The organism is Streptomyces sp. NPDC032745 (genome assembly GCF_055579465.1).
On record NZ_JBVING010000016.1, the window covers coordinates 153,566 to 175,329 of the forward strand.

The following is a 21,764-nucleotide window of genomic DNA, read 5'->3' on the forward strand; positions in this document are numbered from 1 at the left end:
CTCCAGCCGGCCATGTCAACGGGACACTGCGATGCCGAGGGAGTCGGCGGCCAGGGACTTCGGGGCGCCCTTCTCGTAGAAGACGTCGAGCTCGGTGATGGTGAAGCCGGCGGTGGTGATCAGGTCGGCGATGGGCCGGGTGAGGTGGCATCCGCCGAGCAGGCGCTGCTCCAGCGGGTCGAGGCGGCGCTGCCAGCGGCGTACCCGCTCGTCAGGGGCCAGCCCGTGCTCGATGAAGTGCAGGGTTCCGCCGGGCTTGAGGACGCGTCGCACCTCCTGCAGGGCGGCGCCGGCGTCCGGGATGGTGCAGAGCGTCCAGGTGGACAGAGCGGTGTCGAAACTCGCGTCCGCGAAGGGCAGCGACTGGCCGTCGAGGCCCGAGCGCTCGACGGGAGTGGTGGTCGCTGCGAGACGCTTGGCGGCCAGCTTCCAGCCCACGTCCGAGGGGTCGACGGCAGCCACCCGGGTGACGGCCGGTGGGTAGAAGGGGACGTTGTGCCCGGAGCCGAACCCGATCTCCAGCACTTCGCCTTGCAGGCCCTGGCAGACACGGCGCCGCAGGGCCTCGGCCTCGCCCATGCCGCATGCGAGGTCGAGGATCCGCGGGACGATGTGCTCGGCGTACAACCCCATGACCGCCTCCGGCGCTCACGAAAAGTCTGGCACCGTGCCCGGGGCGGTGCGAGCCGCGGACCGATGCGGGGTGTCGGGCTCAGGGCGGCCTCGAGGGCAGGCCCAGCCGCGTGCGGTTGGCCGGCGAGTCCTCATGGACCCTCCACTCGGCGAGCTGCTTCCCCGCGGCTCTGGCCGTCCACAGGGCCGGTCCCGCGAGCACGGGCTCCCTGCACACCGAGTGCCCCTCGACCGTCACCAGGTCTCCCTCGGCCCGCAGGGACGTGAAGACGTTGCGGTAGGCGGGGAAGGCGGCGAAGAACCCCCGCCACGCCAGGTTACGACCCCGGCCGGGCGCGGAGCACCTACACCAGAACCCCGGCGAAGAACATCGCCCCCAAAAGAGCGTATTGGATAGCGCAAATGACCAACAGCGGTACCTGGACCCATCGGGACATGTGCTTGACCAGGACGAGCCCGACAAACATTTGCGCATGGTTGCGGTACCACGACATCTCCGCGCCGGCGAAGAACGGCAGCAGGAAGACTGCCACCGTCAGAATCAAGGCGGCCCACTCCTCGGCGCCGAGCCGGCGGTTTCGGATGAGCTGGACCACGGCCGTCGCCACTACGAGCAGCAAAAAGACCATGTTCAGCCAGAGCTGGGTCCTGTGCGCGGTGAGACTGTGCTCCACCAGCCATGGCAGGTGCCCTTCGGGCCGGTACCAGTCGCTGAACGGGAAACCGTACGCCTTCCTCATCTCGTCGAAGGGTTGACGTAGGCCACCTTGCTGGTAACTGGACCTCTGGATGGTCTCGTACGCGTCCCAGCGGCCCGTCGCCTGCCACATCAGCCATTTGGCCCACAGGACGCCGCAGCCGGCGATGGCCGCTGACGCCCCGGCCTTCGCGAGCCGTACGGGCCACGGATCTCGCTGCCATGCGAAGAACGCGCTCGACAACAGCATGCCGACGGCGACCGCACCGACCAGATGGCAGGAGGCCGCCACGAAACCACCGGCAGCGGCGATGCCCCAGGAGCCGCGCTTCACTCCGGCGATACAGACGAGCAACGCCAACGTTCCCGTGGCGATCGGGAACATCGCATGGAAATAGATACCGCCGGGGAAAACCACACCGATGGCGAGGGTGAGGCCGGTGGCCCAGGTGAGCCGGGCGCCCAGTAACCACCACAGCACCGCGAACATGCCGAACAGGGACGCCTCAGCGACGAAAACAGCGGATATCTCGTAGGAAAGACCGGTGGCGGAAACCGCCCGGACCGGCATCGGATAACCAGGAAACCAGGCGACGTTTCCGCACATCACATCGGGAAAGTCCGCGTAGCGATCATGGCACCGAAACATCTCGTATCCGGTCCTGGCGATGGACAGATAGTGTTCGGAATCCCAGCGGCGGCGACCGTCCGCGGACCAATACACCACCTTGGATCCATCGCCGGAAACAGAGGAATTCGCAATCAGCCAGGTGACGAGGTTCGCCATCAGCCACGCGACGACCGGAGGCAGCAGACCGTGCAGCCCGTCGCGGCGCGATGGGCGGATCCGCGCGGACGGGGGGAAACCGGTCAGGAGGCGCTGAGCGATGCTCTCCACGCCGCCATGGAACCACGGGCGGAGCCCGGTCACCCGGTGGATGCCCGCCGGATGGCGTCGAGGGTGCGCATCACATCGTCTTCGGTCGTCGACCAGTTGCTCACCGAGATCCGCATGACGCGGCGACCGTGCCAGGTGGAGCCACTGATCCACGCCGTGCCGTCGTCGAGCAGCCGATTGAGCACCCGCTCCGTGCGTTCGTCGCCGCCGAACTCGGCGCAGACCTGGGTGAACACCACATCGTTGAGGACGGTCGCGCCGTCGATCCCGTCGATCCCGTCGATTCCGGCGGCGAAAGCGGAGGCGTGCCGGCATAGCCGCTCGACAAGGTCTGCCACCCCCGATCGGCCGAGGGACCTGAGTGCGGCCCACACGGTGAAGGCTCTGCCGCGCCGGGAGAGCTCGGGCACCTTGTCGATGGGGTCGCCGCGCTCGTCCTGGATGAGGTAATCGCCCTGCAGACCCATGGCCGCCCGGAGCGCGGACGGGTCGCGCACGACGGCGAGCCCGCAGTCGTAGGGCACGTTCAGGGTCTTGTGGGCGTCCGTCGCCCAGGAGTCGGCGTCTGTGCAGCCCGCGGTCAGGTGTGCGTACGTCGGAGAGGCGGCTGCCCACAGTCCGAAGGCGCCGTCGACGTGTACCCATGCGTCCGCCTCGCGAGCGGCGCGGATCGTCTCGACGAAGGGGTCGAAAGCGCCGGAGTGGATTTCTCCGGCCTGGAGGATCACGATCGCCGGGCCCCGGCCGCCGCTCGCCAGGGTGCGCCGCAGAGCCCCGGGCTCGATGCGACCCTGATCGTCCGCCTTCACCAGTTCCGGACTGCCGAGCCCGAGATAGCGCAGCGCCAGGTCGACGGCCATGTGGCGGTCCTCGCCGGCGATGGCGCGTACAGGCGGCCCACCGGCGAGGCCGTCGCGGGCGACGTTCCAGCCGGCGCGGCGCAGCACCGCGTCGCGCCCGGCGGCGAGGCAGGTGAAGTTCGCCATCGTGGCACCCGTGGTGAAGCCGACGGCGCTGCCGCCCGGCAGGCCGAGCAGATCGAGCAACCACCTGCCGGCCACGTCCTCCACCGCCGCGTACGCGGGCGAGGCGGCGCGCATCACGCAGTTCTGGTCCCAGGCACCGACCAGCCAGTCTGCGGCCAGCGCGGCCGGTTCGGTGCCACCGACCACGAACCCGTAGAAGCGACCGCTGGGGAACGCGGTGAGCCCCGGCTCACAGGCCGTGGCCAGCAGGTCTACGACATCGGCCGACGCGCTGGGCCCATCGGGCAGCTCGGCACCGAGCGCACGCGCGATCTCGTCGACCGAAGCGCGCGCAGGGACCCGGCGGTCGGCCAGGCTCGCCAGCCAGTGGGTGGCATGGTCGTACGCTCGTTGGAGCGCCCTCTCTCGCGCGTCCATACCTCGGACTATGGGACCGCCACCGCTGCCCCGCAAGCCACGCCCCGCTCGGCCGGCAGACCTGCACCATCGATGCGTACGGCCTCGGAGCAGCTCGTATCACCGGGTTGCGCGGGTGGACGGGCCGACAGCGGGTAGACGGGTGCGTGGAGGTCGCGCCATGCCCCACTCGGACTGGCTGCTGGAGCCCGGAGAACGCGGAAACCCCGCCACCCGGCTGGAGAAGCGCCGGGCCGACGGTGTCGCCTGGTCCGAGGGCAACGACGCGCGGCCGCTGGTCCACGGAGCGGCGTACTTCGCCGAGCTCCTCGAGCGGATCCGGGGGATGCACGCGGGCGATCTGCTCCTGTTCACCGACTGGCGCGGCGATCCCGATGAGCGGCTGGCCGGAGCCGGTACGGAGATCGGGGCGGTACTCGGCGGCGCGGCGGAGCGCGGTGTCATCGTCAAGGGACTGCTGTGGCGCTCCCACCTGGACGGTTTCCGGTTCAGCGAGGAGGAGAACCGCTCCCTCGGCGAGCAGGTCGAGGCGGCGGGCGGCGAATGCCTGCTGGACCTGCGCGTGCGGCCCGGCGGCTCGCACCACCAGAAGACGGTGGTGCTGCGCCACCCCGGCCGCCCGGAGCGCGATGTCGCGTACGTCGGCGGGATCGACCTGTGCCACAACCGCAACGACGATGCCGTCCACCGGGGCGACCGCCAGTCGCTGCCCATGGCACCGGCCTACGGTCCGCACCCCCCGTGGCACGACGTCCAGCTCGCGGTGAGCGGGCCCGCCGTCGGCGACGTCGAAGCCGTCTTCCGCGAACGCTGGGAGGATCCGGCGCCGCTCAGCCGCAGCCCCCTGATCCGCCTGCGCGAGCTGTGGCACCGGGAGGACACCAGCGCCGACGAGCTGCCGCCGCAGGGCGCCGATCCTCCGCCGTGCGGTACGCACGCCGTTCAGGTGCTGCGCACCTACCCGAACCGGCTGCTGCGCGGGTATCCCTTCGCCCCCGACGGCGAGCGCAGCATCGCCCGCGGCTATCTGAAGGCGCTGCGGCGGGCCCGGAGGCTCATCTACCTGGAGGACCAGTACCTGTGGTCCCCGCGCGTGGTCGACTGCTTCGCCCGGGCGTTGCGCGCGCACCCACGGCTGCGGCTGATCGCCGTCATCCCCTCCGTCCCGGAGCAGGACGGCCGGCTCACCGGGCCCGTGAACCTGATCGGACGGATCACCGCCCTGGAGGAGCTGCGCCGCGCGGGCGGGGACCGGGTCGCGGTGTACGGCCTGGAGAACCACGCCGGAACCCCGGTGTACGTGCACGCCAAGGTGTGCGTGATCGACGACGTATGGGCTGCGGTCGGCTCCGACAACGTGAACCTGCGTTCGTGGACGCACGACTCCGAGCTGAGCTGCGCCGTCCTCGACCGGAGCGGCGATCCGCGGCCGCCGCACGATCCGGGCGGACTCGGGGACGGCGCCCGCCGGTTCGCCCGGGAACTGCGTCTGGAGCTCATGCGCGAACACCTCGACGCGCAGGACGGGGCGGAGCCGGGGCTGTGCGACCCGGGGACCGCATTCGACGCGTACGGGGAGGCCGCCGCGGCACTGGACGCCTGGCACGCGGCCGGCCGTCGCGGGCCGCGCCCTGCGGGCAGACTGCGCCGCTATGTTCCGCCGGACCTGCCGACCGCCCGACGACTCCTCGCGGCGCCGCTGCACCGCGCCCTGATCGACCCGGACGGACGCCCCCTCAGAATGCGCCGTCACAACAGCTTCTGACGCGGGAGGAGCGGAGCGAGGCCTTCAGGCCGAACGCCCGTCGCGGCGCAGCCTGGCGGGCGTGGTGCCGTACCAGCGTTGGACCGCCCGCCGCAGCGCGCGGGCGTCGGCGTAGCCGCTCCGAGCGGCTATCGCGTCGATGCCGAGGTCGGTGTCGTGGAGCAGCCGCGTGATGTGGGCCCGCCGCACGGCCTCGACTTCGTTGCTCCAGGTGGTGCCGTGTTCGTCGAGGCGCCGCTGGAGGGTTCTCGTACTGACGGTCATGCGGCGTGCCACTGCGGGCAGCGTCGCAGCGGTGGTCTCGTCGTGGACGGAGGCCAGGGCGGTGCGGAAGAGGTCCAGCCAGTTGTGCAGCGGGATCGCTCCGGCGAGGGTCTGCTCGGCGTGTCTTCGAAGCACGGTCGACAGTCCGGGCTGGGCGTGTGGTGTCGGCGCACTCAAGTCGCAGGTGCGGAAGGTGATCGAGCTGACCGGGGCCTCGAACTCGATGGCGCGGGTGCCGTACAGCCCGGTCAGCGCCTCGTGCCGACGGGGTGCTTCGGCGGCCAGGGTGACGCGGAGGGGAACGAGGCGGCGCTGTGCGGCTTCACTCAGACGCCGTCGGTACAGGCCGAGCGCATAGGCGCGGATGGCGCAGGCGGCCTCGTACGTCAGATCGGCCTCGTTGACGTGGCTGATGGTGATCCGGTCGCCCTCCTCGACGATCCGGAGGTTGTCGGTGCCGGTGTCGGCGACGGTGGCGAAGTACGCCGAGGCGTCTCGGATCCCGTCCAGCGGTGTGGGCGCAGAGGTGATCAGGTAGTCCCAGACCCCGAGGGCGCCGATGCCCGACTGCTCTGCCAGTACCAGGGCCAACTCGGTCCAGGAAGCGTGGACGGTCGTCAGTTCCGCGATGCGGATGCTCGTGGCCGCGGGGGTCCGGCACAGGTCGTCGTTGAGGTGCTCGGGCGCCAGGCCGAGCAGGTGCGCGTATCCGTCCTGGGGTATGCCGAGCCGACGAGCGGCGTTGACGCTCAGACGGGTGAGGGCCGAGGAGGTCGTCCCCTGGTGCGCATGCAAGATCACAGCGGATGAGCATAGACCAGCAGGAATTGCCAGGTCATCGTCGTGACACGGCGCCTGATGTCCCCATCACGGCGTGGAGAGTCCCCCCTTGGCGCGCACGGTCCCCTGGCTGGCGCGCGCTGCCCTGTGCCGAGCAGAGGTCGCCGCCATAGCGTGGTGATCGTTCTCGGGAGGTACGGACGGCGCCCGCAGGCGGGGTGTCGGCCGGCATGCCGAGCCGTGCCGGCCACAGTGGCCGGCCCCAGGGCAGAGGGACCCATCGGCGTGACGCCGGACGGCCCCTCTTGGCGCACTGCCCCGTACGGGGGTCGGGTCAGTGCGCCGATCCGTCCATCACCTCGCGGTGCCTTGCCGCCCGGCTCAGGGGCGCGCCGTGGGGCGGGCGATCGGGCCGTCGTTGACGCCCAGGTCGGTGCGCATCACGGCGCGGAGCGCCTGCCCGCGGTTCCAGAGTTCCTGCAGTTCGTCGTGTATCTCCTGGAAGGAGCCGCCCGGCACAGGGTGGCCCTCCTCCAGCCGCATCGTGCGTCCGTACAGTTCGGACAGCGCCGTGGTCATGGCATCCAGCTCGTCCATCACGGCGGTGGATGCGATCATCTGCGCCTCGGCGAAGGCGGCGTGGTGCCCATGCCGGGCGGCCTCCATCGCCTGCCGGCCCTCCGGCGTGACCTCCCCCTTCTGCACCAGCCACAGGAAGTTCATCAGCTCGACCCGGTGGCGGCGGTACGCGGCGTTGGCCGCCACATAGCAGTCGCGCCGCCGCTCCTCCTCGGCGATCTGCCGCTCATGGAGCCGTTCGGCGCGGTCCGTCCGCTGCTGGCGGTCGAACTGCTCTGCCTGGGCACGGGCCGTCAGACGCTGGGACAGAACGGGCGCGAGGAGCGTGCCGACCACGCCGACGCTTGCGGCGGCCAGCGCGATCAGAGCTGTGCCCACGATGCCTCCACCTGATCCGGGACGGTTCCTGCGGCCTCCGGCCGACCACGACCAATGTAATGGCCCGTGGACCGGGGCCGTTCGACGGAAGTCGTGGCCAGGACGTGGGCGGCGCCGGCAGTCGACAGCGTCCCGCTCAGACGGACCGCGGGGCCGCCGCGACGGGAGTGCCCGGCGGCGGCCACTGCCGCCTGGAGGGGACCACGGCCCGCAGGACTCGGAGGGCGTGGCGGCGCCTCCAGTCGTCCGGCGAGCGGAACTCGGCAATGAACGCGGCAGTCGACCTGCTGATGGAGCCCTTCGCCTCGGCGGTCGCCCGCGGATCCAGGAGCCTGTCGCAGTTGAACCAGGCCATGCCCCGCGCGACCCGGATCCCGTAACTGGTGAACAGCTCGTCGTCGCCGGTGAACAAACGGTCCAGCGAGTGCAGCCGGCGGCAGTAGCGGGCGGAGATCTCGTCCTGGACCACGTCGACGGACGAGGCCAGGAGGTCGTTCATCCGGTGGAAGTCGGCGATGTGGTCGTGGAGTTCCCGGTGGCCCGCCCGGGCCAGGGCCCGGAGTGCCAGCGGCAGGTCGTACGACATGTGCGCCATCATCGAGAACAGCACCTCCTCCAGGACGTAGGAGTGCCGTACGGTCGAGGCGGCGTACACGTCCCGCCAGGGTTTCGGGATGGTCTGCGGCATGTTGCAGGAGCGGACTTCCCCGCGGGGACGGGGGCCGGGGCCCAGCCAGGTGTCGATGGCGTCCATCGCCGTGAAGTAGGCCGCGGCGAGGGAGACGGAGAGGTCGGCGACCCACTCCGGCGTCGTGAACGGCAGCGTGTTGGTTCGCAGGCTCGCGGCGAGGTCCGAGGTCAGCCGGAAGTACGTGTACGCGAACACCGCGCGGGGATCCCGTGCGGCGTCGTACCGCATGACGAGGGCGGTCAGTTCTCCGACGACCCCGAGGACCTTGTCGGCGGCGACAGCCGTGGCGTCCTCCGTCATGAGATCCGGCGGGCGCTCTCCGTCGCCTTCGCCCAGTCGCACACCAGCTCGCCCGCGAGGCTCCGCCGATCGGCTCCCACCTCGTACGTCGCGGTCCAGGGGCTCCCCAGCAGCGGCATGTGGTAGGTGGAGCCCAGGCCCGAGGGGCGGATCTCCGCGGGGTAGGTGAACTTCCGCGTCAGGATGGCCGGGACCGGACTGAACTGCTCGTTCGCCTCGACGGTGACACCCCTGCCGTCAGGGGCGAGAACGTACCGCTCCTTCAACAGGTACAGCGTCACGCCGAACTTGGAGACCTTGACCACGTTGTCGGCGACGCCGAAGGCGCCGGCGGCCGGGCTCGCCACGATGGTCGAATCCAGTCGGGACGGCCCGGTCAGCCGCTGCGTGAGGTCCATGGCGACGACGAGCACCCGGTTCAGCAGCCCGATGCCGCGGGTCTGCCGGAGGCGTCTCCAGGACGTGACCCGGAAGGTGAACAGCCCCTGCCAGTCGCCGGCCCCCACGTCGAAGTAGTAGACGTGACTGGGGGCGTCTGAGCGGGACGGGGAACCGTCCACATGGTTCGTCACGTTGTGTAGCGTACCGGCTGATATGTGCACGGAGTGTGAGCGGAGGGTGTGTGTCTCCCGGCTCGCCGTCCTAGAAGGCGGAGTGGGCGAACCAGTGGGTGAGCAGGTCCGGGTCGCCGAGCAGGTGGAAGGCGTCGCTCCGGCGGTCCAGGCGGCCGTAGAGGAGCATGAGCAGGTCCGCAGCCGGACCCTGCACCGTGGCGTCCGCCGTATGGGGCTCGGCGTGGTCCGCCACGAGCGCGAAGCCGTCGGGGCGCAAGCCGATCAGCCAGTCGCCTTCGCCGTCCGTGCAGCTGAAGCGAATGGTCCGGTCAGGGGCGCGCAGTTGGCTGGTCAGCGGCGCGAAGGAGGATGCGAACGGCAGGTTGGTGAGGAACTCGTCGATGCCGTCGACGGCCAGTACGCGCTCGACGTGCGGGGAGATGCCGAGTGCGAGCTCCGCGTCGACTCGGTGGACGAGGGTCTCGAAGAGCATGCGCCGGACCCAGAACCGGGCATGCTGGTCGACTCCCCAGGCCCACATCGGGGCATCCAGCTCGGTGGCGGCGAACACCTCTGCAGCCTCCGCGGCGCTCGCGGCCAGCCAGTCCGGGAGGCCCTCGGGGTCCGCCGGCAGGCGCAGGTCCACCTCACGGCTGGTCGGCGGCTGCTGGATGCGTCGGCGAAGCAGCTCGGTGAACCAGCGGTGCACGCTGCCGACGTGCTGGGTGAGGTCGGCGAGAGCCCAGCCGGGGCAGGTCGGCACCGGGGTGGAGAGGTCGGCCGCCTTGACCGTGGCGACGAATCGGGCGGTCTCGGCTGCGACGGCCGCTCCGTGCTGGGCGGGGTTCATGTCTGTGGCCTTCCTCTGATGATGCTGCCCCGGGTGGCGGGGATGCTTAAGGAAATATATGATTGACATCCTTAAGTAATGGCGACGGTAATTCGCAGGCGCCGAGGATGTCAACTTGCCGTGAGTGGAGGTCCGCGAAGATCGACACGGATAATGGCACCGCCCCGGGCTGCCCCCACGCGAACAGCCCGCACCGATCCGAGAGACGAAGAATCGATGACGCTGAAAGAAGGCCAGCGGGTGAAGCTGGCCGCGGACACCAGGCTGACGGATTGGGTTGCGATGACGGGGGAGTCCTCGGCGTCGCCGGAGGCCGTCGCCGGGTCCGTGTATCTGGCAGCAGGCACCGAGGGCACCGTCGAGCGGGTGGTCGAACATCAGCATCAGAGCCACGGGGCGCGCGAGTACGAGCGGCTCAAATCGCTTCTCGACGCCTTCGGCCGTGAGATGCCCACGGAGAGCAGGCGGCAGCTCGAAGAGCAGGTCGGCTCCCTGGAACCCGATTGGATCGCTTACGAGGAGCAGAGGCACCGCGTGACCGTCCGCGTCCGCCTCGACCTCGGGTTCATCCTCGACGACACCCGCGAAGACGTCTTCACGCCCGCCTGACCGACCCCGCCCGCATCCGCACCGCCGTCGGCCTCGAGCCCGTGTCGTGACGGCCTGCGGACAGGTCAGGCCATCCGGTCGCCGAGAGCCGTCACGGCGGCGACCATACGGTCCCAGAACAGGCCGCTTTCCAGGGTGATCGCAACCTGCGCGTTCAGCGGCCGGTCCATGTACCGGTGCAGATCCACGACGGTGGCGCCCCGTGTGTACCGGCCCTGCAGCTCGACGACGACGTTCGCATCCACGCAGTGCACGATGCCCGGGTCGATCACCCGGGCGACCGCGACCGGATCGTGCAGCGGCGGGTCCTGGAACCCCCACAGCGTGCGATAGGCCGACGCGAAGAAGGTCAGCAGCTCGGCGCACACATAGCCCAGGTCGGTGCCCAGACCCTCGAAGCGGGCGACGATCCCGGGCGTCGCGAGCGCTTGGTGCGTGACGTTCAGGCCGCACATGGTGAGCGGAACGCCGCTGCGGAAGACGATGTCCGCGGCTTCCGGATCCGCTTGGATGTTGAACTCGGCGGCCGGGGTCCGGTTGCCCCGTTCCGTGGAGCCGCCCATGAGGACGATCTCCCTGATGCGGGGGGCGGCATCGGGATGGCGGGTCAGCAGCAGGGCGATGTTGGTCAACGGCGCCGTCGGGACGAGGGTGACCGGCTCCGGGTGTCGGGTCAGGATCCGGTGCATGAGGTCCACCGCGTGCTCGGCGACCACGTCCACGGTGGGTTCGGGGAATCGTGGCCCGTCGAGACCGGAGGCGCCGTGCACGTCGTCCGCCACTTTCAGCGCCTGGACCAGCGGCCGGGCGCAGCCGGCAGCGATGGGCACATCGGTGATGCCCGCGACCGTGCAGACCCGTCGTGCGTTGAGTGTGGTCTTCGCGAGCGTCTGATTGCCCGCGACCGTGGTGATGGCCAGCAGGTCGACTGCGGGGTCACCCGCCGCAAGCATGATCGCGAGGGCGTCGTCGTGCCCGGGATCGCAGTCGATGATGATCGGTACGGGCACGCACTCTCCTGCCGGGCGGCGCTGACGCGGCCCATTGTGCCGCTCCGGCACCCCCGTGGCCAGGAGGCTTTCGGACCGGCTGCGGGGAATTCCCGGCCGGCGCATCAGGTGACCCGCTCCCCGTGCCGTCCCCACGAGGCGAATTCGCGGCGGGGCGGCGGTGGTGCATGATCGGGGGATGTCTGATCGCATCATTGCCGCCTGCGACGGCGCGGCCAAGGGGAACCCCGGACCGGCCGGCTGGGCGTGGGTCGTCGCCGACACACAGGGCCGACCGGAGCGCTGGGAGGCCGGCCCGCTGGGCCGGGCCACCAACAACGTGGGTGAGCTCACCGCCCTTCAGCGGCTGCTGGAGTCCCTGGCCCCGGGGACCGCCGTCGAGGTCCGTATGGACTCCCAGTACGCCATGAAGGCGGTCACCCAATGGCTCCCGGCCTGGAAGCGCAACGGGTGGAAGACCGCGGCGGGCAAACCCGTGGCCAACCGGGAGCTCGTCGAGCAGATCGACGCGCTGCTGGCAGAGCGGGACGTGGAATTCCGCTATGTTCCGGCCCACCGCGAGGACGGCGACCACTTGAATGCGATCGCCGACCAGGCCGCCAGTGACGCCGCCGTCACCCAGCAGGCGGCCGGCACGGCACTCGGCAGCGCATCGATGCCCGTGCCCGCTCCCGCCCGCGCTTCCGCGTCGCGCTCAAAGCCCGCAGCCGCAGCCGGAGCCGGAGCCAAGAAGTCCACCCGCAGCCGGGGCTCCATCAAGGCGAAGTTCCCCGGCAGCTGCCCCTGCGGAACGTCGTACGCGGTCGGCGACATGATCACCAAGCTCGACAGCCGCTGGGGGCACCCGGGCTGCGCCAGTGCCGTACAAGCGTAAAAAATTGCCCAAAACGCGCCTCCGCGTGTGCTAAGCAGGCAGCCGCCCCCGTGTCTGTACTGCAGGAATGCAAAGCAGAAACGGCGGGTGCGCAAAGCCATCGGCGGGTCGATCGGGAGTGTGGATATCTCCCAGGAGCGGACATACCGCTCACTTCGTCGCCCGTGACGGAAGTCATCGCCATTGCTTGGCGCGAGCAAGTTTGCACATAGTTGCCGACGCTATGTCCCTGTCGGCCGTCTCCGGAGTTGCTCCGGTACGGCAGGCGGGGAGGCGCGTCGATCAACGAGTGAAACGGACTTGGCATGGCTCTCCCGCGCGCCCTTCCCGGCCCCTCGACTGCCGCCGGCCCCGGCGCGGGGCGGCGCAGATGAGGACCGCGCCCGAGCGGCTGCGCGCCGGCCTGGCCGCCGGGGCGGCCGCCGTCACCCTGCTGTGGGCCGTGCAGGTGCATCCGTCCGCCCGCCCCGACGAACTCATCGGAGCGGCCGCACACCTCACCGGGCTCCTCGCGGGCTACGGGATCCTCGTCATGCTCTTCCTGATGGCTCGCGTGCCGGCGGTCGAACACGGAGTGGGCGCCGACCGCCTCGCCCGCTGGCACGCCTTCGGCGGCCGGTGGGTTCTGCTCCTGTGCGGCGCCCACGGGCTGTTCGCCCTCGTCGTGTACGCCCTGCGCACCGGGACCGACCTGCTGACCGCCACCGGGGCCCTGTTCCGGTACCCGGCCGTCACCGCCGCGTTCGCGGGAGCCGCCCTGCTGGCCGCCGTGGGGCTGTGCTCTGCCCGGGCCGTCCGCCGCCGGGTCCCGCACGAGGCATGGCGCGGCATCCACCTCCTCACCTACCTCGCCGCCGCGCTCGGGTTCGTCCACCAGCTCGCCGGCCCCGACGTCGCCGTCACCGCCCTCACCGCCTGGTTCTGGGCCCTGCTGCACACCGTCGTCGGTGTACTGCTCGCCTGGTACCGCGGGATCGTCCCGGTCCGTCAGGCCCTGCGGCACGGGCTGCGCGTCGCGGCCGTCGAACGGGAAGGCCCGGGCGTGGTCTCCGTCACGGTCCAAGGCGGCCGGCTCCGCGAACTGCGGGCCGAGCCGGGTCAGTTCTTCCGCTGGCGATTCCTGACCGGTGGCCTGTGGCACACCGCCCTGCCGTTCTCGCTCTCCGCGCCCGCCCGCGACGACCGCCTCCGCATCACCGTGAAGGCACTCGGCGGGCACTCGCGGCGCGTGCGCGGGCTCCGGCCCGGCACCAGGGTCCTCGCGACCGGCCCGTTCGGTGCCCTCACCGAACGGCGGCGCACCCGCCCCAGGGTATTGCTGATCGCCGGTGGCATCGGGATCACTCCGATGCGCGCCCTCTTCGAGTCCCTGCCCGCGGGCCCCGGCGACCTGACCCTGCTCTACCGGGCGGGCGACGCCGGCCAACTGGTCCTGCGTGACGAGCTGGAGGCCATCGCCGCCGACCGCCAGGCCGCACTGCACTACCTGGTGGGACGCTCCGACGCCGCGTACGACCCGCTCGCTCCCCAGGCCCTGCGTGCGCTCGTCCCCGACCTGTCCGACCGTGACGTCTACCTCTGCGGACCGCCCGGCATGGCAGACGCCACCACTGCGGCACTGATCAGGGCGGGCGTCCCCGCCGCGCGCATCCACACGGAGTGCTTCACCTACTGAGCCCACTGCACCCGCCGAACCCACCGAGGACCCCGATCTGCGATGAACCGGTACCCCGCACCCCAGGAACCCCTCCATCAGGGCGACACCGCCCCGCGCCCCGGGTCGCACCCGCGGGCCCGCCGGGCGGCCGCCCGGCACCGCAAGCGCTCGCGCTCGGGATGGCTCGTCGCTGGGCTCACCCTGGCCAGCGTGCTGACCGCCACGGTCATCACGGCGACCGTCGACCCGGCCGCGCCGGCCCCGGGCGGGAGCCCGAACCTGCAGTTCGAGCACTGACCGGCTGCTCGAGCCTGACCGGCTGCCCGATCACCGGCACTCAGGGGCTCCCGTTGAGCTCCGCCACGATCGAGGCGGGTGTGTGACCGCTGCCGTCCGACAGCCGGTGGAAGTCGACGGAGACGTAGTTCGGGTTGCGGCCCCCGGTCGCGGGCCGGCACTGCTCGGCGATGCGGTTGCGCAGCTTGGTGCCGTTGTCCAGGGCCGCCGTGAGGACGGTGGGCACGTTGCGGTGGTGGCTCATCGTGAACAGGCGCCGGAACCCCGGCTCCTGGCGGTCCAGGGGCACATCGGGCCAGCGGGTGACGCATGCGAGGTCGCTGCCCATGTCCCCGAGGCTCCAGTAGTTGCTCACCGTCCAGGACTTGTCGTACATGACGCCCAGGTGCTCGCGGTCGGACCGGTCGGAGAAGATCAGCAGGCGCTTGCCGGCGGTGACGAGGTCGGCCACCTTCGGCCATCCGTTCTGCCGTACGCCCCAGTCGTCGGGCCGGAACAGCAGCTCGGGCAGTCCCCTGACCCGGCCGAGGGACTGCCCCAGCTGTTCGGCGCCGACGTAGTCCTCGAGGAAGACGGTCACGACCTCCTGGGGATGGGAGGCGAGGAAGTCCACGACGGTCTGCATCGTGCCCTGGAAGGACTGCCGCGGCAGGGCGTACGTGGCCCCGGCGAAGGTCTTGCAGTCGCCGTGGCACAGGTAGACGTCGCTGGGGTAGCAGTCGCTCCCGAAGCTGATGACGCACAGCCAGGTGCTGCGCTCGTACCAGTGCGTGTCCAGGCTCAGGCCGCGGACGCCGTTGTCGAGCTGGGCGCGCACCGACTCGGCCTGGTTCACCGAACTCCAGCGGGCGTCGTCGTAGTTGGTGAAGGCGTTGTGGGTGGTCAGGAAGGCGGCCTCGTCGAGGCGGCGGTCGCCCCAGCGGGCGGCCGCCGCCTCGGCCGCACGCGTACCGGGGGAGACCGAGACGGCGGAGGTGGTTCCGGCCGGGGCCGAGGCGGACGCTGCGGTCGCCGCGCCCAGGAGGGCCAGCAGGAGGAGGCAGACGAAGGTGCGCCGGCCGGTCCTTCTCACGAGCGCGGCGGGGGCGGCCCGCGGGCCGGGCGCCGGTGCGTTGCGAAGGCGCCCACGGGACCACATTCGGAGCGTGTCCATGTCAACCATGCGCAGGAGGGTAGCGCGCGGGCCGTCGATCCGCTGCCCCGCGGACGGCCTCGGCTCCACCGGGCTGCCCGACCCGCGGGGCTGCTCCTCCGGTGGCAGATCCGGGCCGACTGCTAGAATGATCGCGTTGGCCTTCGGTGCCGCGCCCGACGGGTGTGTGTCCGGAGGCTTTTTTCATGCCTTCCGACCTTTCCGAGTCCGCTGCCCCTCCGACCACCGGCTACCTCGCTCTCCTCCGCAACAGAGAGTTCGCCGGCCTGTATGCAAGCTTCATCCTGACCGTCGCGGCGAACACCCTGTCCGGCTTCGCGCTCGGCACGCTGGTCCACCACCGCACCGGATCCCCGTTCCTGACGGCCGTGAGCATGTACGGCGCCACGTTCGCGACGGTGCTCGGCGCCCTGACGCTCATGTCGGCCGCCGACGGGAGCCGACCTCGCCGGACCCTCGTCATGCTCCAGTGCGCCGCGCTGATGGGCGTTGCCGCCCAGGCGGTGCCAGGGCTGCCGCTGGCCGCCCGGTTCGGCCTTCTCCTGGTCCTGGGGTTCTTCCAATCCCTGGGGACCGGAACGCGGATGGGACTGCTCTGCGAAGTCGTGCCGACCTCCACGTATGCGCTGGCACGTTCGCTGATGAACATCACCTCCGGCGGCATGGCCGTCCTCGGCTACGCCATCGGGGCCGTACTGCTCCACCACCTCAGCCCGCAGCAGGTCTTCGTCATCGCCGCCGTCCTGACCGGACTCGGCCTGGGCGTCGTGGCCACGACCGTCAGGGAACGCTCGATCCGGCTGACCCGCCGACCCGGACTGCGCCAGACCTGGACGACGAACATCGCCCTCTTCTCGGACACGGGCCGGCGAGCACTCCTGCTGAACCTGTGGGTCCCGAACGGCCTGATCGTCGGCTGCGAGGCCCTGTTCATCTCGTACGCACCGGATCACGCGGGTGTGTTCCTGGCCGCCGGAGCAGCCGGCATGCTCCTCGGAGACCTGGCCGTCGGGCGAGTGCTGACCGCCGACCGGCGAAGCCGCCACGCGTACGCGCTGAGACTGCTGCTCGCCGCTCCGTACCTGCTGTTCGCCGTCCACCCGCCCGTGCCGGTGTTGATCGCCGCGGTGTTCGTCTCCAGTGCAGGGTTCGCCGCCACCCTGCCGCTCCAGGAGCAGCTCCTCGCCTTGACCCCGGACGCGGTCCGCGGCCAGGTCCAGGGCGTCGAGTCCGCCGGCCGGATGACGTGGCAGGGCATCGGAGCCGCCATCGCCGGCGGGCTCGCCCAGCACCTCACCCCCGGTACGGTGATCGCTGCTCTGGCTGCGGTCTCCGTTGCCGTCACCGTCTCCTCCCGGCCCTTCCCGGCCCGCGCCCGAGCCGTCCACGCCGACCTGGCAGAGCGATCGGCTCCGCCGTCCCGTTAGGGCTGCGCCTTCCCGGGTACGCGCGCAGGGACCGGCGCGCACCGCCCGGTCGAGGCCGATCGGGAAGGAACAACGGCATGCGGCACGCACTGGACATCATCGCCGAACTGACCGTCGACCACCGCGAGGTGGACGGGCTGTTCGACAGGATCGAGCACACGACTCCGGCCGGCGAGCGGCAGAAGGCGGCCGAACTGCTGACCATCGAACTGGTCCGGCACCAGGTGGCGGAGGAGGAACACCTCTACCCGGCGGTCCGGGAGCATTTCCCGGACGGCGACCTCATCGCGGACAAGGAACTGGCCGACCATGCCCGCGTCGAGAAGCTCCTGAAGGACCTCGAGGAACTGGATGCGGCGGGACCGGAGTTCGACCGGGTGCTCGCCGCGTTGAAGGCGGAGGTCGTCGCCCATGTGCACGACGAGGAGGACAACCTGTTTCCCCGGCTCCGCCAGGCATGCTCCCCGGAAGCCCTGCACAGGCTGGGCGACAACGTGCGGCGGGCCAAGAGGTTCGCGCCGACCCGGCCCCACCCCGGCGTCCTCGCCTCCAGGCAGCGCAACCGGCTGCTGTCCGCCGGCACCGGACTGGTCGACCGGGCACGGGACTTCGCCACGGGGCGCGGCGAGTAGCTCCCGGACCGCAACCGCCGGCTGCCGTCGGCCGCGCCCGGTCTGCCCAGGGCGCGGCCGACGGCACCCGGCCAGCCGTTGAGGTCCAGGGACGGAGACTTCTGGGTCTTCAGATCCCGGCGACCTTGGCGCTCGCCGACAGCTCGTAGACCAGGGTGACCGTGCGGCGGCCGCCGGGTGGGAGTGCGAGGTCCCACCGGACGATGCCTTCGGCGTCGACCACGTCGGGCGCCGGCGAGCAGGCTTCCTTGCGCAGGCGTACCTCCACCGCCGAGACCTCGGAAACCGGGATCCGCTCCCGGAGGGCGACCACCCGTTCGCCCTGTTCCCCGGGGGCGGAGAACCGCGACAGGTACAGCCGAACCGTGCGCGTGACCACGGTCCGCTGCGTGATTCCGGCGGTGGCGCGGGTCTCCTCGGCCAGCCGGACCACCCTGTGGTCGTCGCAGCTGCCGAAGGCGAGCTCGACCGGGGCGCCGGGAGCGGTGAAGTCCAGTGTGCCGCGGCCGCTGAACCCGCTGCTGCGGACCAGGTCCACCGGACCGGCGAGCAGCGCATGGCCGGACGAGTTGGCGAACCGCGCCACCTGGGTCACCAGCGGGGACAGCTCGGGTGAGCAGGCGTACTCGCTGCTCGCGGCCGCGGTGAAGACGGACACCGGCACCCGGTGCGCGCGGCCGTCCCCGGGGACGGAGACCGGTGCGGGGACGCTCAGCACCCGCGCCTCGCCGCCGTCGTCCACCCCCGGCAGGCCGAGCACCGGCGCCGGGCCGAGATCCCCGATCTCCTCCTCGCGCAGTTCGACGTCGACCGTGCGGCGCTCCGCGGCAGAGCGGTCCTTGAGCGCCAGCCGGTCCTCGCCCAGCCGCGGTGGATCGGTGGCCGACGCCGACCGGGCCGTCGACAACGTCAGCCGTACGTCCGACCAGTCCTCGCCGGTGCGCTGCCAGACCATCGCGTCGGTCTCCAGCGTCAGGGCGTCCCCTTCGAGGACGGCCCGGTAGGCGGGCCGCCACAGCGCACACGGAGTGAGGTGGCTCAGGCGCAGACCGACCGGCCCGGCGGCCGCGGTCTCCACGGTCAGCTCGACATGGCCGACCAGCTCGGCGGGCTCCTCCTCGGAGAGGGCCATGGCCCGCTGTACCGCCCCGAGTTCGGCAGCGAGCGTGGCCAGCCGAGCCTCCGCGGCCCGGAGTTGCTCGCCGTACGTGTCGCGCTCGGCGTCCACCCGGTCCAGTTCGCCGGCCCAGCGCGGTCCTTCGCTCTCCCCGGAGCCGGCGCCTTCGCCGATCTCCCGCAGGAGATCGGCGGCGAGGCGGCCGAGCACGTCGAGGCGGGCATGCAGCCGATCGCGGCGCTGCTCCAGGACGAGCCGCTCCTCCTCGAGGGTGTGCACGCTCTGGCTCAGGGCGGAGTCGTCGGTGGACGGCAGCGGCCCGCGCGGTGTCCAGGTGCGGACGATCCGTACGTCGAGCACGGTCGCGGGGTGATCGGCGGTCAGCTCGGCGTGGAGGGTGCGGTCGACTGCCAGCGCACTCACCGGCCCGAGACGGAGCCGCTGGACTCCGGCTCGAAGGTCGAGCACGATGGACCGCTCGATGTGCGCGCGGTCCTCCAGGCAGGTGACGGCTGTGACGGGAAGGGCGATCGGCTTCGGGGCCGTGGACATGGTGTGTCAGCTCCTGCGGTTGCCGTCGACCAAGGCCTTGCCGGCCGGTATGCGGATCTCGTAGCCGCCGTCGAGGGCGGCGGTGGCGCCGGCGGGCAGGTCCACCCGCCAGACGCGGGTGCCCGGGGCGTGGTGCTCCGGCCCCGTGCCGGCCTCGGGTGCCGTCCAGTCGGCCCGTTCCTCGATGCGGACGTCCGGTTCGGTGGTGACGGGCACCCGCTCGCGGACCTCGACGGTGACGGGCCGCGCGAGCCGGTTGGCCAGCTCCACGTGGACGCGGTGGTCGAGCACGGTGGTGTTGCTGCGCAGGCCCGACGTCGACTCGTGCAGGTTCGTACGACGGGTGACCCGGATGCCCTCGGCGGGCCCGAGCCCCACCCGGCGGACACCACCGGGGGCGAGCGTGAACAGTGTGGCGGTCAGAAGGAATTCCCCGTCGACGGTGACCTCCACCGGGCCGGCCAGCAGGGCCCGGTCGGTGGCGTTGGAGAGCAGCAACGTCGCGTACACGATCGGCTCGACGGACGGTACGCAGAGGTATTCGGTATGCAGACCGACCGGGATCTCACCGACGGTGACGGTGTGCCAGGCGCCGTCCGACGGGATGTCGGCGCGGGCGGCGGCATCGAAACGGTGGTCGAAGGAACCCGCCGATGTGCGGGGACGCACGGCGTGCCCGGGCAGCGGCAGCCCGGCCACCGCTTCGGCGCGGCGGCGGTACTCGGACGCCTCCGGATCGAAGGGAGCGCCGGGGAACAGCCTGCCCCGGCGACGGCCCTGATCGTCGGGGCCGCACAGGACGAGGGCGGCGTAGTCGAGTTCGGCACCGCTCGGCCGCGGCGGACCGGCCGGCGGCGGCGGAGGCTGCGGCGGCGCCCCTCCGGGAGCCGCGGGAGCCGCGGGAGCCATGGCGGCGGGGGCCGCGCCGAAGCCGCCGCCACCACCCGGCCTGCCGGCCGCTCGGGACCGGCCCGGCTGCGCGGGGGCGGGCATGGAGGCGCCGAAGACCGCCGGAGTGGCGCCGTCCACACCGCCAGGGACCGGGAGCACGCCGGGCGCCGCACCGTAGCCCTGCGGCGGCTTCGGCTTCGGCACCGACGGCGCTGGGGGTGGTGGCGGTAGGGGACCGGATGCGGAACCCACCCGGACAGCCGCGGGTGCCGCGCGCGGGGCCGGCGGGGCCGGGCGGGGGCCGGCTGCCTCGTACCCGGCGAACAGGTCGGCGAGCCCCGCCGGAGGCTCGCGCCAGCCGGAAGGCGCCGGGGCGGGCTGACGGCGTCCGATCCGGACCGAGCGGAGCCTCGGCAGGTCGGTGCGGCGCTGCAGGTCGGCGGTGGCCAGGGCGATGCGCACACCGGTCCAGTCCTCGCCGGTGCGCTGGGCGACCGAGGCGCGCAGCACCAGACGTCCGGTGCCGTCACCCTGACGGTGGGCGAGACGGTAGGCGGGCACCCAGACGGCGCCGGGCACGGCGTATTCGAGCTCCAGCTCCAGCTCCAGCTCCGCGTCCGGCTCCGACTCCGCGGCGCCGGTGGCGTCGAGGGTCAGGACCGCCGAGACCGTGGTCTCCACGTGCGCTGCCGGTGCGTCGGTGGAGGCGCGGGCGAGCCTGTCCGCGGCGACGGCGAGCTCGTGCTCGGCGCGGCGCAGTGCCTCCTCCAGCTCGACGAGGCGGGCGTGCAGCCGTGTCAGCCGCTCCTCGACGAAGTCGGCGAGCCCCAGCCACGCGTCGACGGGGGTGCGGCGGTGCGGGTCATCGCGCCTGCGGGGCGGCGGCACCGGATGCAGCCCCCTGACCTCCTCGATCAGGCCCAGTTGCCGGTCCCGGCGGCCCTGCGCGGCCGCGCGGTCGTCGCGCAACCGCACGACCTCGCGCCGCAACGTGTCAGGTGCACCGGTGCCGAGCGGCCCGGCCTCGACCTCCACCCGGGCCTCGGTGACGCGTACCCCGGGGGCGCCCAGGACACGGACGCGCAGTGAACCCGGGTCCAGCGAGCGGGGCAGTCCCGTCACCCTCAGCCGGCCGTTCGCGGGCACGCTGCCCCGGACCAGTCGGTGGCATACCGCGCCCTGCGCGTACACCACGACCGAATCGAGGGTCGACGTCCACGTGTGTGGTGTCTCAGCCGTCATGTACTCCGCCCCCTTGCTGCGCCCGTGTTGAGCGAAGCCTACGCCCGCACGGTCCGCCCATCGTGTCGAGGCCCGATGGGCGGGTGCGTGGCAGCCGGGTGTGGTGGACCGCACCCAGACGAGTTCCACGGGCAGTCCCGGGCCACGGGCTGTGGTGGCGTGGGTGCTGTTGTGTCTCCGCCTCGATGGCATGAGCCGTCGGCCTTCGAACGGTGCGCGGATGCCGGGCGGCAACGGCACCGGCACGCCATCGGGTTGGAGAGGGTCCAGCCAACTCCGGCAGCCCCTCACCGTCGTTGTGTCCACCGTGCACGCACGCACCACGCTCCCCGCACGAGCGATCACCCGAACTGACCTGCGGGAACCGGACGCTCGTCAAGCGCGCCGGGGGATGGGAACCTGCCTCTCCTGACGCCCTGCTCTACCGCGCCTCGTCCCCAACAGGCGAGTATCCGGTATCGCTCAAACCCACACACCTCACAGGTGACCTGGGTAGAGTCCGCAGGCAACA

At 71.7% G+C, this 21,764-nt stretch carries 19 protein-coding genes; 7 read left to right on the forward strand and 12 right to left on the reverse strand.

All coding sequences use genetic code 11. The features are described 5' to 3' along the window. Positions 1 to 15 precede the first annotated feature (15 nt). The 3 genes from ACZ5WG_RS32820 to ACZ5WG_RS32830 all read right to left on the reverse strand — a co-directional run bounded on the left by ACZ5WG_RS32820 (position 16) and on the right by ACZ5WG_RS32830 (position 3,631). The gene (locus tag ACZ5WG_RS32820) at positions 16 to 633 is read right to left on the reverse strand and encodes a class I SAM-dependent methyltransferase (RefSeq protein WP_468727974.1); all 618 of its coding nucleotides are present in this window, start codon (positions 631 to 633) and stop codon (positions 16 to 18) included. 344 nt (positions 634 to 977) lie between these two features. Next, complete coding sequence (locus ACZ5WG_RS32825; RefSeq protein WP_468727975.1) at positions 978 to 2,228, reverse strand: hypothetical protein; 1,251 nt, start codon at positions 2,226 to 2,228, stop codon at positions 978 to 980. Positions 2,229 to 2,257: 29 nt separating this feature from the next. Beyond that, positions 2,258 to 3,631: a pyridoxal phosphate-dependent decarboxylase family protein gene (locus ACZ5WG_RS32830; RefSeq protein WP_468727977.1), complete on the reverse strand. Its 1,374-nt coding sequence runs from the start codon at positions 3,629 to 3,631 to the stop codon at positions 2,258 to 2,260. Positions 3,632 to 3,791: 160 nt separating this feature from the next. Here ACZ5WG_RS32830 and ACZ5WG_RS32835 point away from each other — a divergent pair, with 160 nt between their 5' ends. Then, positions 3,792 to 5,396 carry a phospholipase D family protein gene (locus tag ACZ5WG_RS32835; RefSeq protein ID WP_468727979.1) on the forward strand — a complete coding sequence of 535 codons (1,605 nt, stop codon included), beginning with the start codon at positions 3,792 to 3,794 and terminating at the stop codon, positions 5,394 to 5,396. A gap of 24 nt (positions 5,397 to 5,420) precedes the next feature. Here the strand turns inward: ACZ5WG_RS32835 and ACZ5WG_RS32840 are convergent, their stop codons facing one another. From ACZ5WG_RS32840 to ACZ5WG_RS32860, 5 genes are all read right to left on the reverse strand, one after another. Then, positions 5,421 to 6,461 carry an AraC family transcriptional regulator gene (locus ACZ5WG_RS32840; protein ID WP_468727981.1) on the reverse strand — a complete coding sequence of 347 codons (1,041 nt, stop codon included), beginning with the start codon at positions 6,459 to 6,461 and terminating at the stop codon, positions 5,421 to 5,423. A gap of 360 nt (positions 6,462 to 6,821) precedes the next feature. Next, positions 6,822 to 7,397 (reverse strand): hypothetical protein, encoded by a 576-nt coding sequence (locus ACZ5WG_RS32845; protein ID WP_468727983.1) that lies wholly within the window; start codon positions 7,395 to 7,397, stop codon positions 6,822 to 6,824. A 136-nt stretch (positions 7,398 to 7,533) separates the two neighbouring features. Then, positions 7,534 to 8,388 (reverse strand): DUF5995 family protein, encoded by an 855-nt coding sequence (locus ACZ5WG_RS32850; RefSeq protein ID WP_468727985.1) that lies wholly within the window; start codon positions 8,386 to 8,388, stop codon positions 7,534 to 7,536. Then, positions 8,385 to 8,960 carry a hypothetical protein gene (locus tag ACZ5WG_RS32855; protein WP_468727986.1) on the reverse strand — a complete coding sequence of 192 codons (576 nt, stop codon included), beginning with the start codon at positions 8,958 to 8,960 and terminating at the stop codon, positions 8,385 to 8,387. The genes ACZ5WG_RS32850 and ACZ5WG_RS32855 overlap by 4 nt, the downstream gene beginning before the upstream one ends. A gap of 70 nt (positions 8,961 to 9,030) precedes the next feature. Beyond that, positions 9,031 to 9,792 carry a maleylpyruvate isomerase family mycothiol-dependent enzyme gene (locus ACZ5WG_RS32860; RefSeq protein WP_468727988.1) on the reverse strand — a complete coding sequence of 254 codons (762 nt, stop codon included), beginning with the start codon at positions 9,790 to 9,792 and terminating at the stop codon, positions 9,031 to 9,033. Positions 9,793 to 10,008: 216 nt separating this feature from the next. On the opposite strand from ACZ5WG_RS32860, the gene ACZ5WG_RS32865 reads away from it, so the two are divergent. Continuing rightward, positions 10,009 to 10,401 carry a hypothetical protein gene (locus tag ACZ5WG_RS32865; RefSeq protein ID WP_468727990.1) on the forward strand — a complete coding sequence of 131 codons (393 nt, stop codon included), beginning with the start codon at positions 10,009 to 10,011 and terminating at the stop codon, positions 10,399 to 10,401. A gap of 65 nt (positions 10,402 to 10,466) precedes the next feature. Here the strand turns inward: ACZ5WG_RS32865 and ACZ5WG_RS32870 are convergent, their stop codons facing one another. Beyond that, positions 10,467 to 11,411 (reverse strand): nucleoside hydrolase, encoded by a 945-nt coding sequence (locus tag ACZ5WG_RS32870; protein ID WP_468727992.1) that lies wholly within the window; start codon positions 11,409 to 11,411, stop codon positions 10,467 to 10,469. Positions 11,412 to 11,589: 178 nt separating this feature from the next. On the opposite strand from ACZ5WG_RS32870, the gene ACZ5WG_RS32875 reads away from it, so the two are divergent. The 3 genes from ACZ5WG_RS32875 (at position 11,590) to ACZ5WG_RS32885 (ending at position 14,239) form a co-directional block, all read left to right on the forward strand. Then, on the forward strand, positions 11,590 to 12,285 hold the full coding sequence (locus ACZ5WG_RS32875) for a ribonuclease H family protein (protein ID WP_468727994.1): 696 nt from the start codon (positions 11,590 to 11,592) through the stop codon (positions 12,283 to 12,285). Positions 12,286 to 12,655: 370 nt separating this feature from the next. Further along, a complete protein-coding gene (locus tag ACZ5WG_RS32880) occupies positions 12,656 to 13,960 on the forward strand; it encodes a ferredoxin reductase family protein (RefSeq protein ID WP_468727996.1) in 1,305 nt (434 codons plus the stop codon). A gap of 42 nt (positions 13,961 to 14,002) precedes the next feature. Next, positions 14,003 to 14,239 (forward strand): hypothetical protein, encoded by a 237-nt coding sequence (locus ACZ5WG_RS32885; RefSeq protein ID WP_468727997.1) that lies wholly within the window; start codon positions 14,003 to 14,005, stop codon positions 14,237 to 14,239. A 40-nt stretch (positions 14,240 to 14,279) separates the two neighbouring features. On the opposite strand, the gene ACZ5WG_RS32890 is transcribed toward ACZ5WG_RS32885, so the two are convergent. Further along, positions 14,280 to 15,401 carry a PI-PLC domain-containing protein gene (locus ACZ5WG_RS32890; RefSeq protein ID WP_468727999.1) on the reverse strand — a complete coding sequence of 374 codons (1,122 nt, stop codon included), beginning with the start codon at positions 15,399 to 15,401 and terminating at the stop codon, positions 14,280 to 14,282. A gap of 176 nt (positions 15,402 to 15,577) precedes the next feature. Between ACZ5WG_RS32890 and ACZ5WG_RS32895 the strand changes: the two genes are divergently transcribed. After that, the gene (locus ACZ5WG_RS32895; protein WP_468728000.1) at positions 15,578 to 16,819 is read left to right on the forward strand and encodes an MFS transporter; all 1,242 of its coding nucleotides are present in this window, start codon (positions 15,578 to 15,580) and stop codon (positions 16,817 to 16,819) included. A gap of 77 nt (positions 16,820 to 16,896) precedes the next feature. Next, positions 16,897 to 17,451 carry a hemerythrin domain-containing protein gene (locus tag ACZ5WG_RS32900; RefSeq protein WP_468728001.1) on the forward strand — a complete coding sequence of 185 codons (555 nt, stop codon included), beginning with the start codon at positions 16,897 to 16,899 and terminating at the stop codon, positions 17,449 to 17,451. A 109-nt stretch (positions 17,452 to 17,560) separates the two neighbouring features. Here the strand turns inward: ACZ5WG_RS32900 and ACZ5WG_RS32905 are convergent, their stop codons facing one another. Further along, entirely contained in the window at positions 17,561 to 19,120 is a 1,560-nt protein-coding gene (locus ACZ5WG_RS32905) for a mucoidy inhibitor MuiA family protein (RefSeq protein ID WP_468728002.1), read from the reverse strand. A 6-nt stretch (positions 19,121 to 19,126) separates the two neighbouring features. Continuing rightward, positions 19,127 to 21,253, reverse strand: a complete 2,127-nt coding sequence (locus tag ACZ5WG_RS32910) for a DUF4139 domain-containing protein (RefSeq protein ID WP_468728003.1) — start codon at positions 21,251 to 21,253, stop codon at positions 19,127 to 19,129. Positions 21,254 to 21,764 lie beyond the last annotated feature (511 nt).

Bases quoted from the DNA above. Each gene is read 5' to 3' on its own strand.
- ACZ5WG_RS32905 (WP_468728002.1), bottom strand. From the start codon at position 19,120: ATGTCCACGGCCCCGAAGCCGATCGCCCTTCCCGTCACAGCCGTCACC.
- ACZ5WG_RS32885 (WP_468727997.1), top strand. From the start codon at position 14,003: ATGAACCGGTACCCCGCACCCCAGGAACCCCTCCATCAGGGCGACACC.
- ACZ5WG_RS32875 (WP_468727994.1), top strand. From the start codon at position 11,590: ATGTCTGATCGCATCATTGCCGCCTGCGACGGCGCGGCCAAGGGGAAC.
- ACZ5WG_RS32890 (WP_468727999.1), bottom strand. From the start codon at position 15,401: ATGGTTGACATGGACACGCTCCGAATGTGGTCCCGTGGGCGCCTTCGC.
- ACZ5WG_RS32850 (WP_468727985.1), bottom strand. From the start codon at position 8,388: ATGACGGAGGACGCCACGGCTGTCGCCGCCGACAAGGTCCTCGGGGTC.
- ACZ5WG_RS32880 (WP_468727996.1), top strand. From the start codon at position 12,656: ATGAGGACCGCGCCCGAGCGGCTGCGCGCCGGCCTGGCCGCCGGGGCG.
- ACZ5WG_RS32820 (WP_468727974.1), bottom strand. From the start codon at position 633: ATGGGGTTGTACGCCGAGCACATCGTCCCGCGGATCCTCGACCTCGCA.
- ACZ5WG_RS32865 (WP_468727990.1), top strand. From the start codon at position 10,009: ATGACGCTGAAAGAAGGCCAGCGGGTGAAGCTGGCCGCGGACACCAGG.
- ACZ5WG_RS32900 (WP_468728001.1), top strand. From the start codon at position 16,897: ATGCGGCACGCACTGGACATCATCGCCGAACTGACCGTCGACCACCGC.
- ACZ5WG_RS32895 (WP_468728000.1), top strand. From the start codon at position 15,578: ATGCCTTCCGACCTTTCCGAGTCCGCTGCCCCTCCGACCACCGGCTAC.
- ACZ5WG_RS32830 (WP_468727977.1), bottom strand. From the start codon at position 3,631: ATGGACGCGCGAGAGAGGGCGCTCCAACGAGCGTACGACCATGCCACC.
- ACZ5WG_RS32835 (WP_468727979.1), top strand. From the start codon at position 3,792: ATGCCCCACTCGGACTGGCTGCTGGAGCCCGGAGAACGCGGAAACCCC.
- ACZ5WG_RS32910 (WP_468728003.1), bottom strand. From the start codon at position 21,253: ATGACGGCTGAGACACCACACACGTGGACGTCGACCCTCGATTCGGTC.
- ACZ5WG_RS32860 (WP_468727988.1), bottom strand. From the start codon at position 9,792: ATGAACCCCGCCCAGCACGGAGCGGCCGTCGCAGCCGAGACCGCCCGA.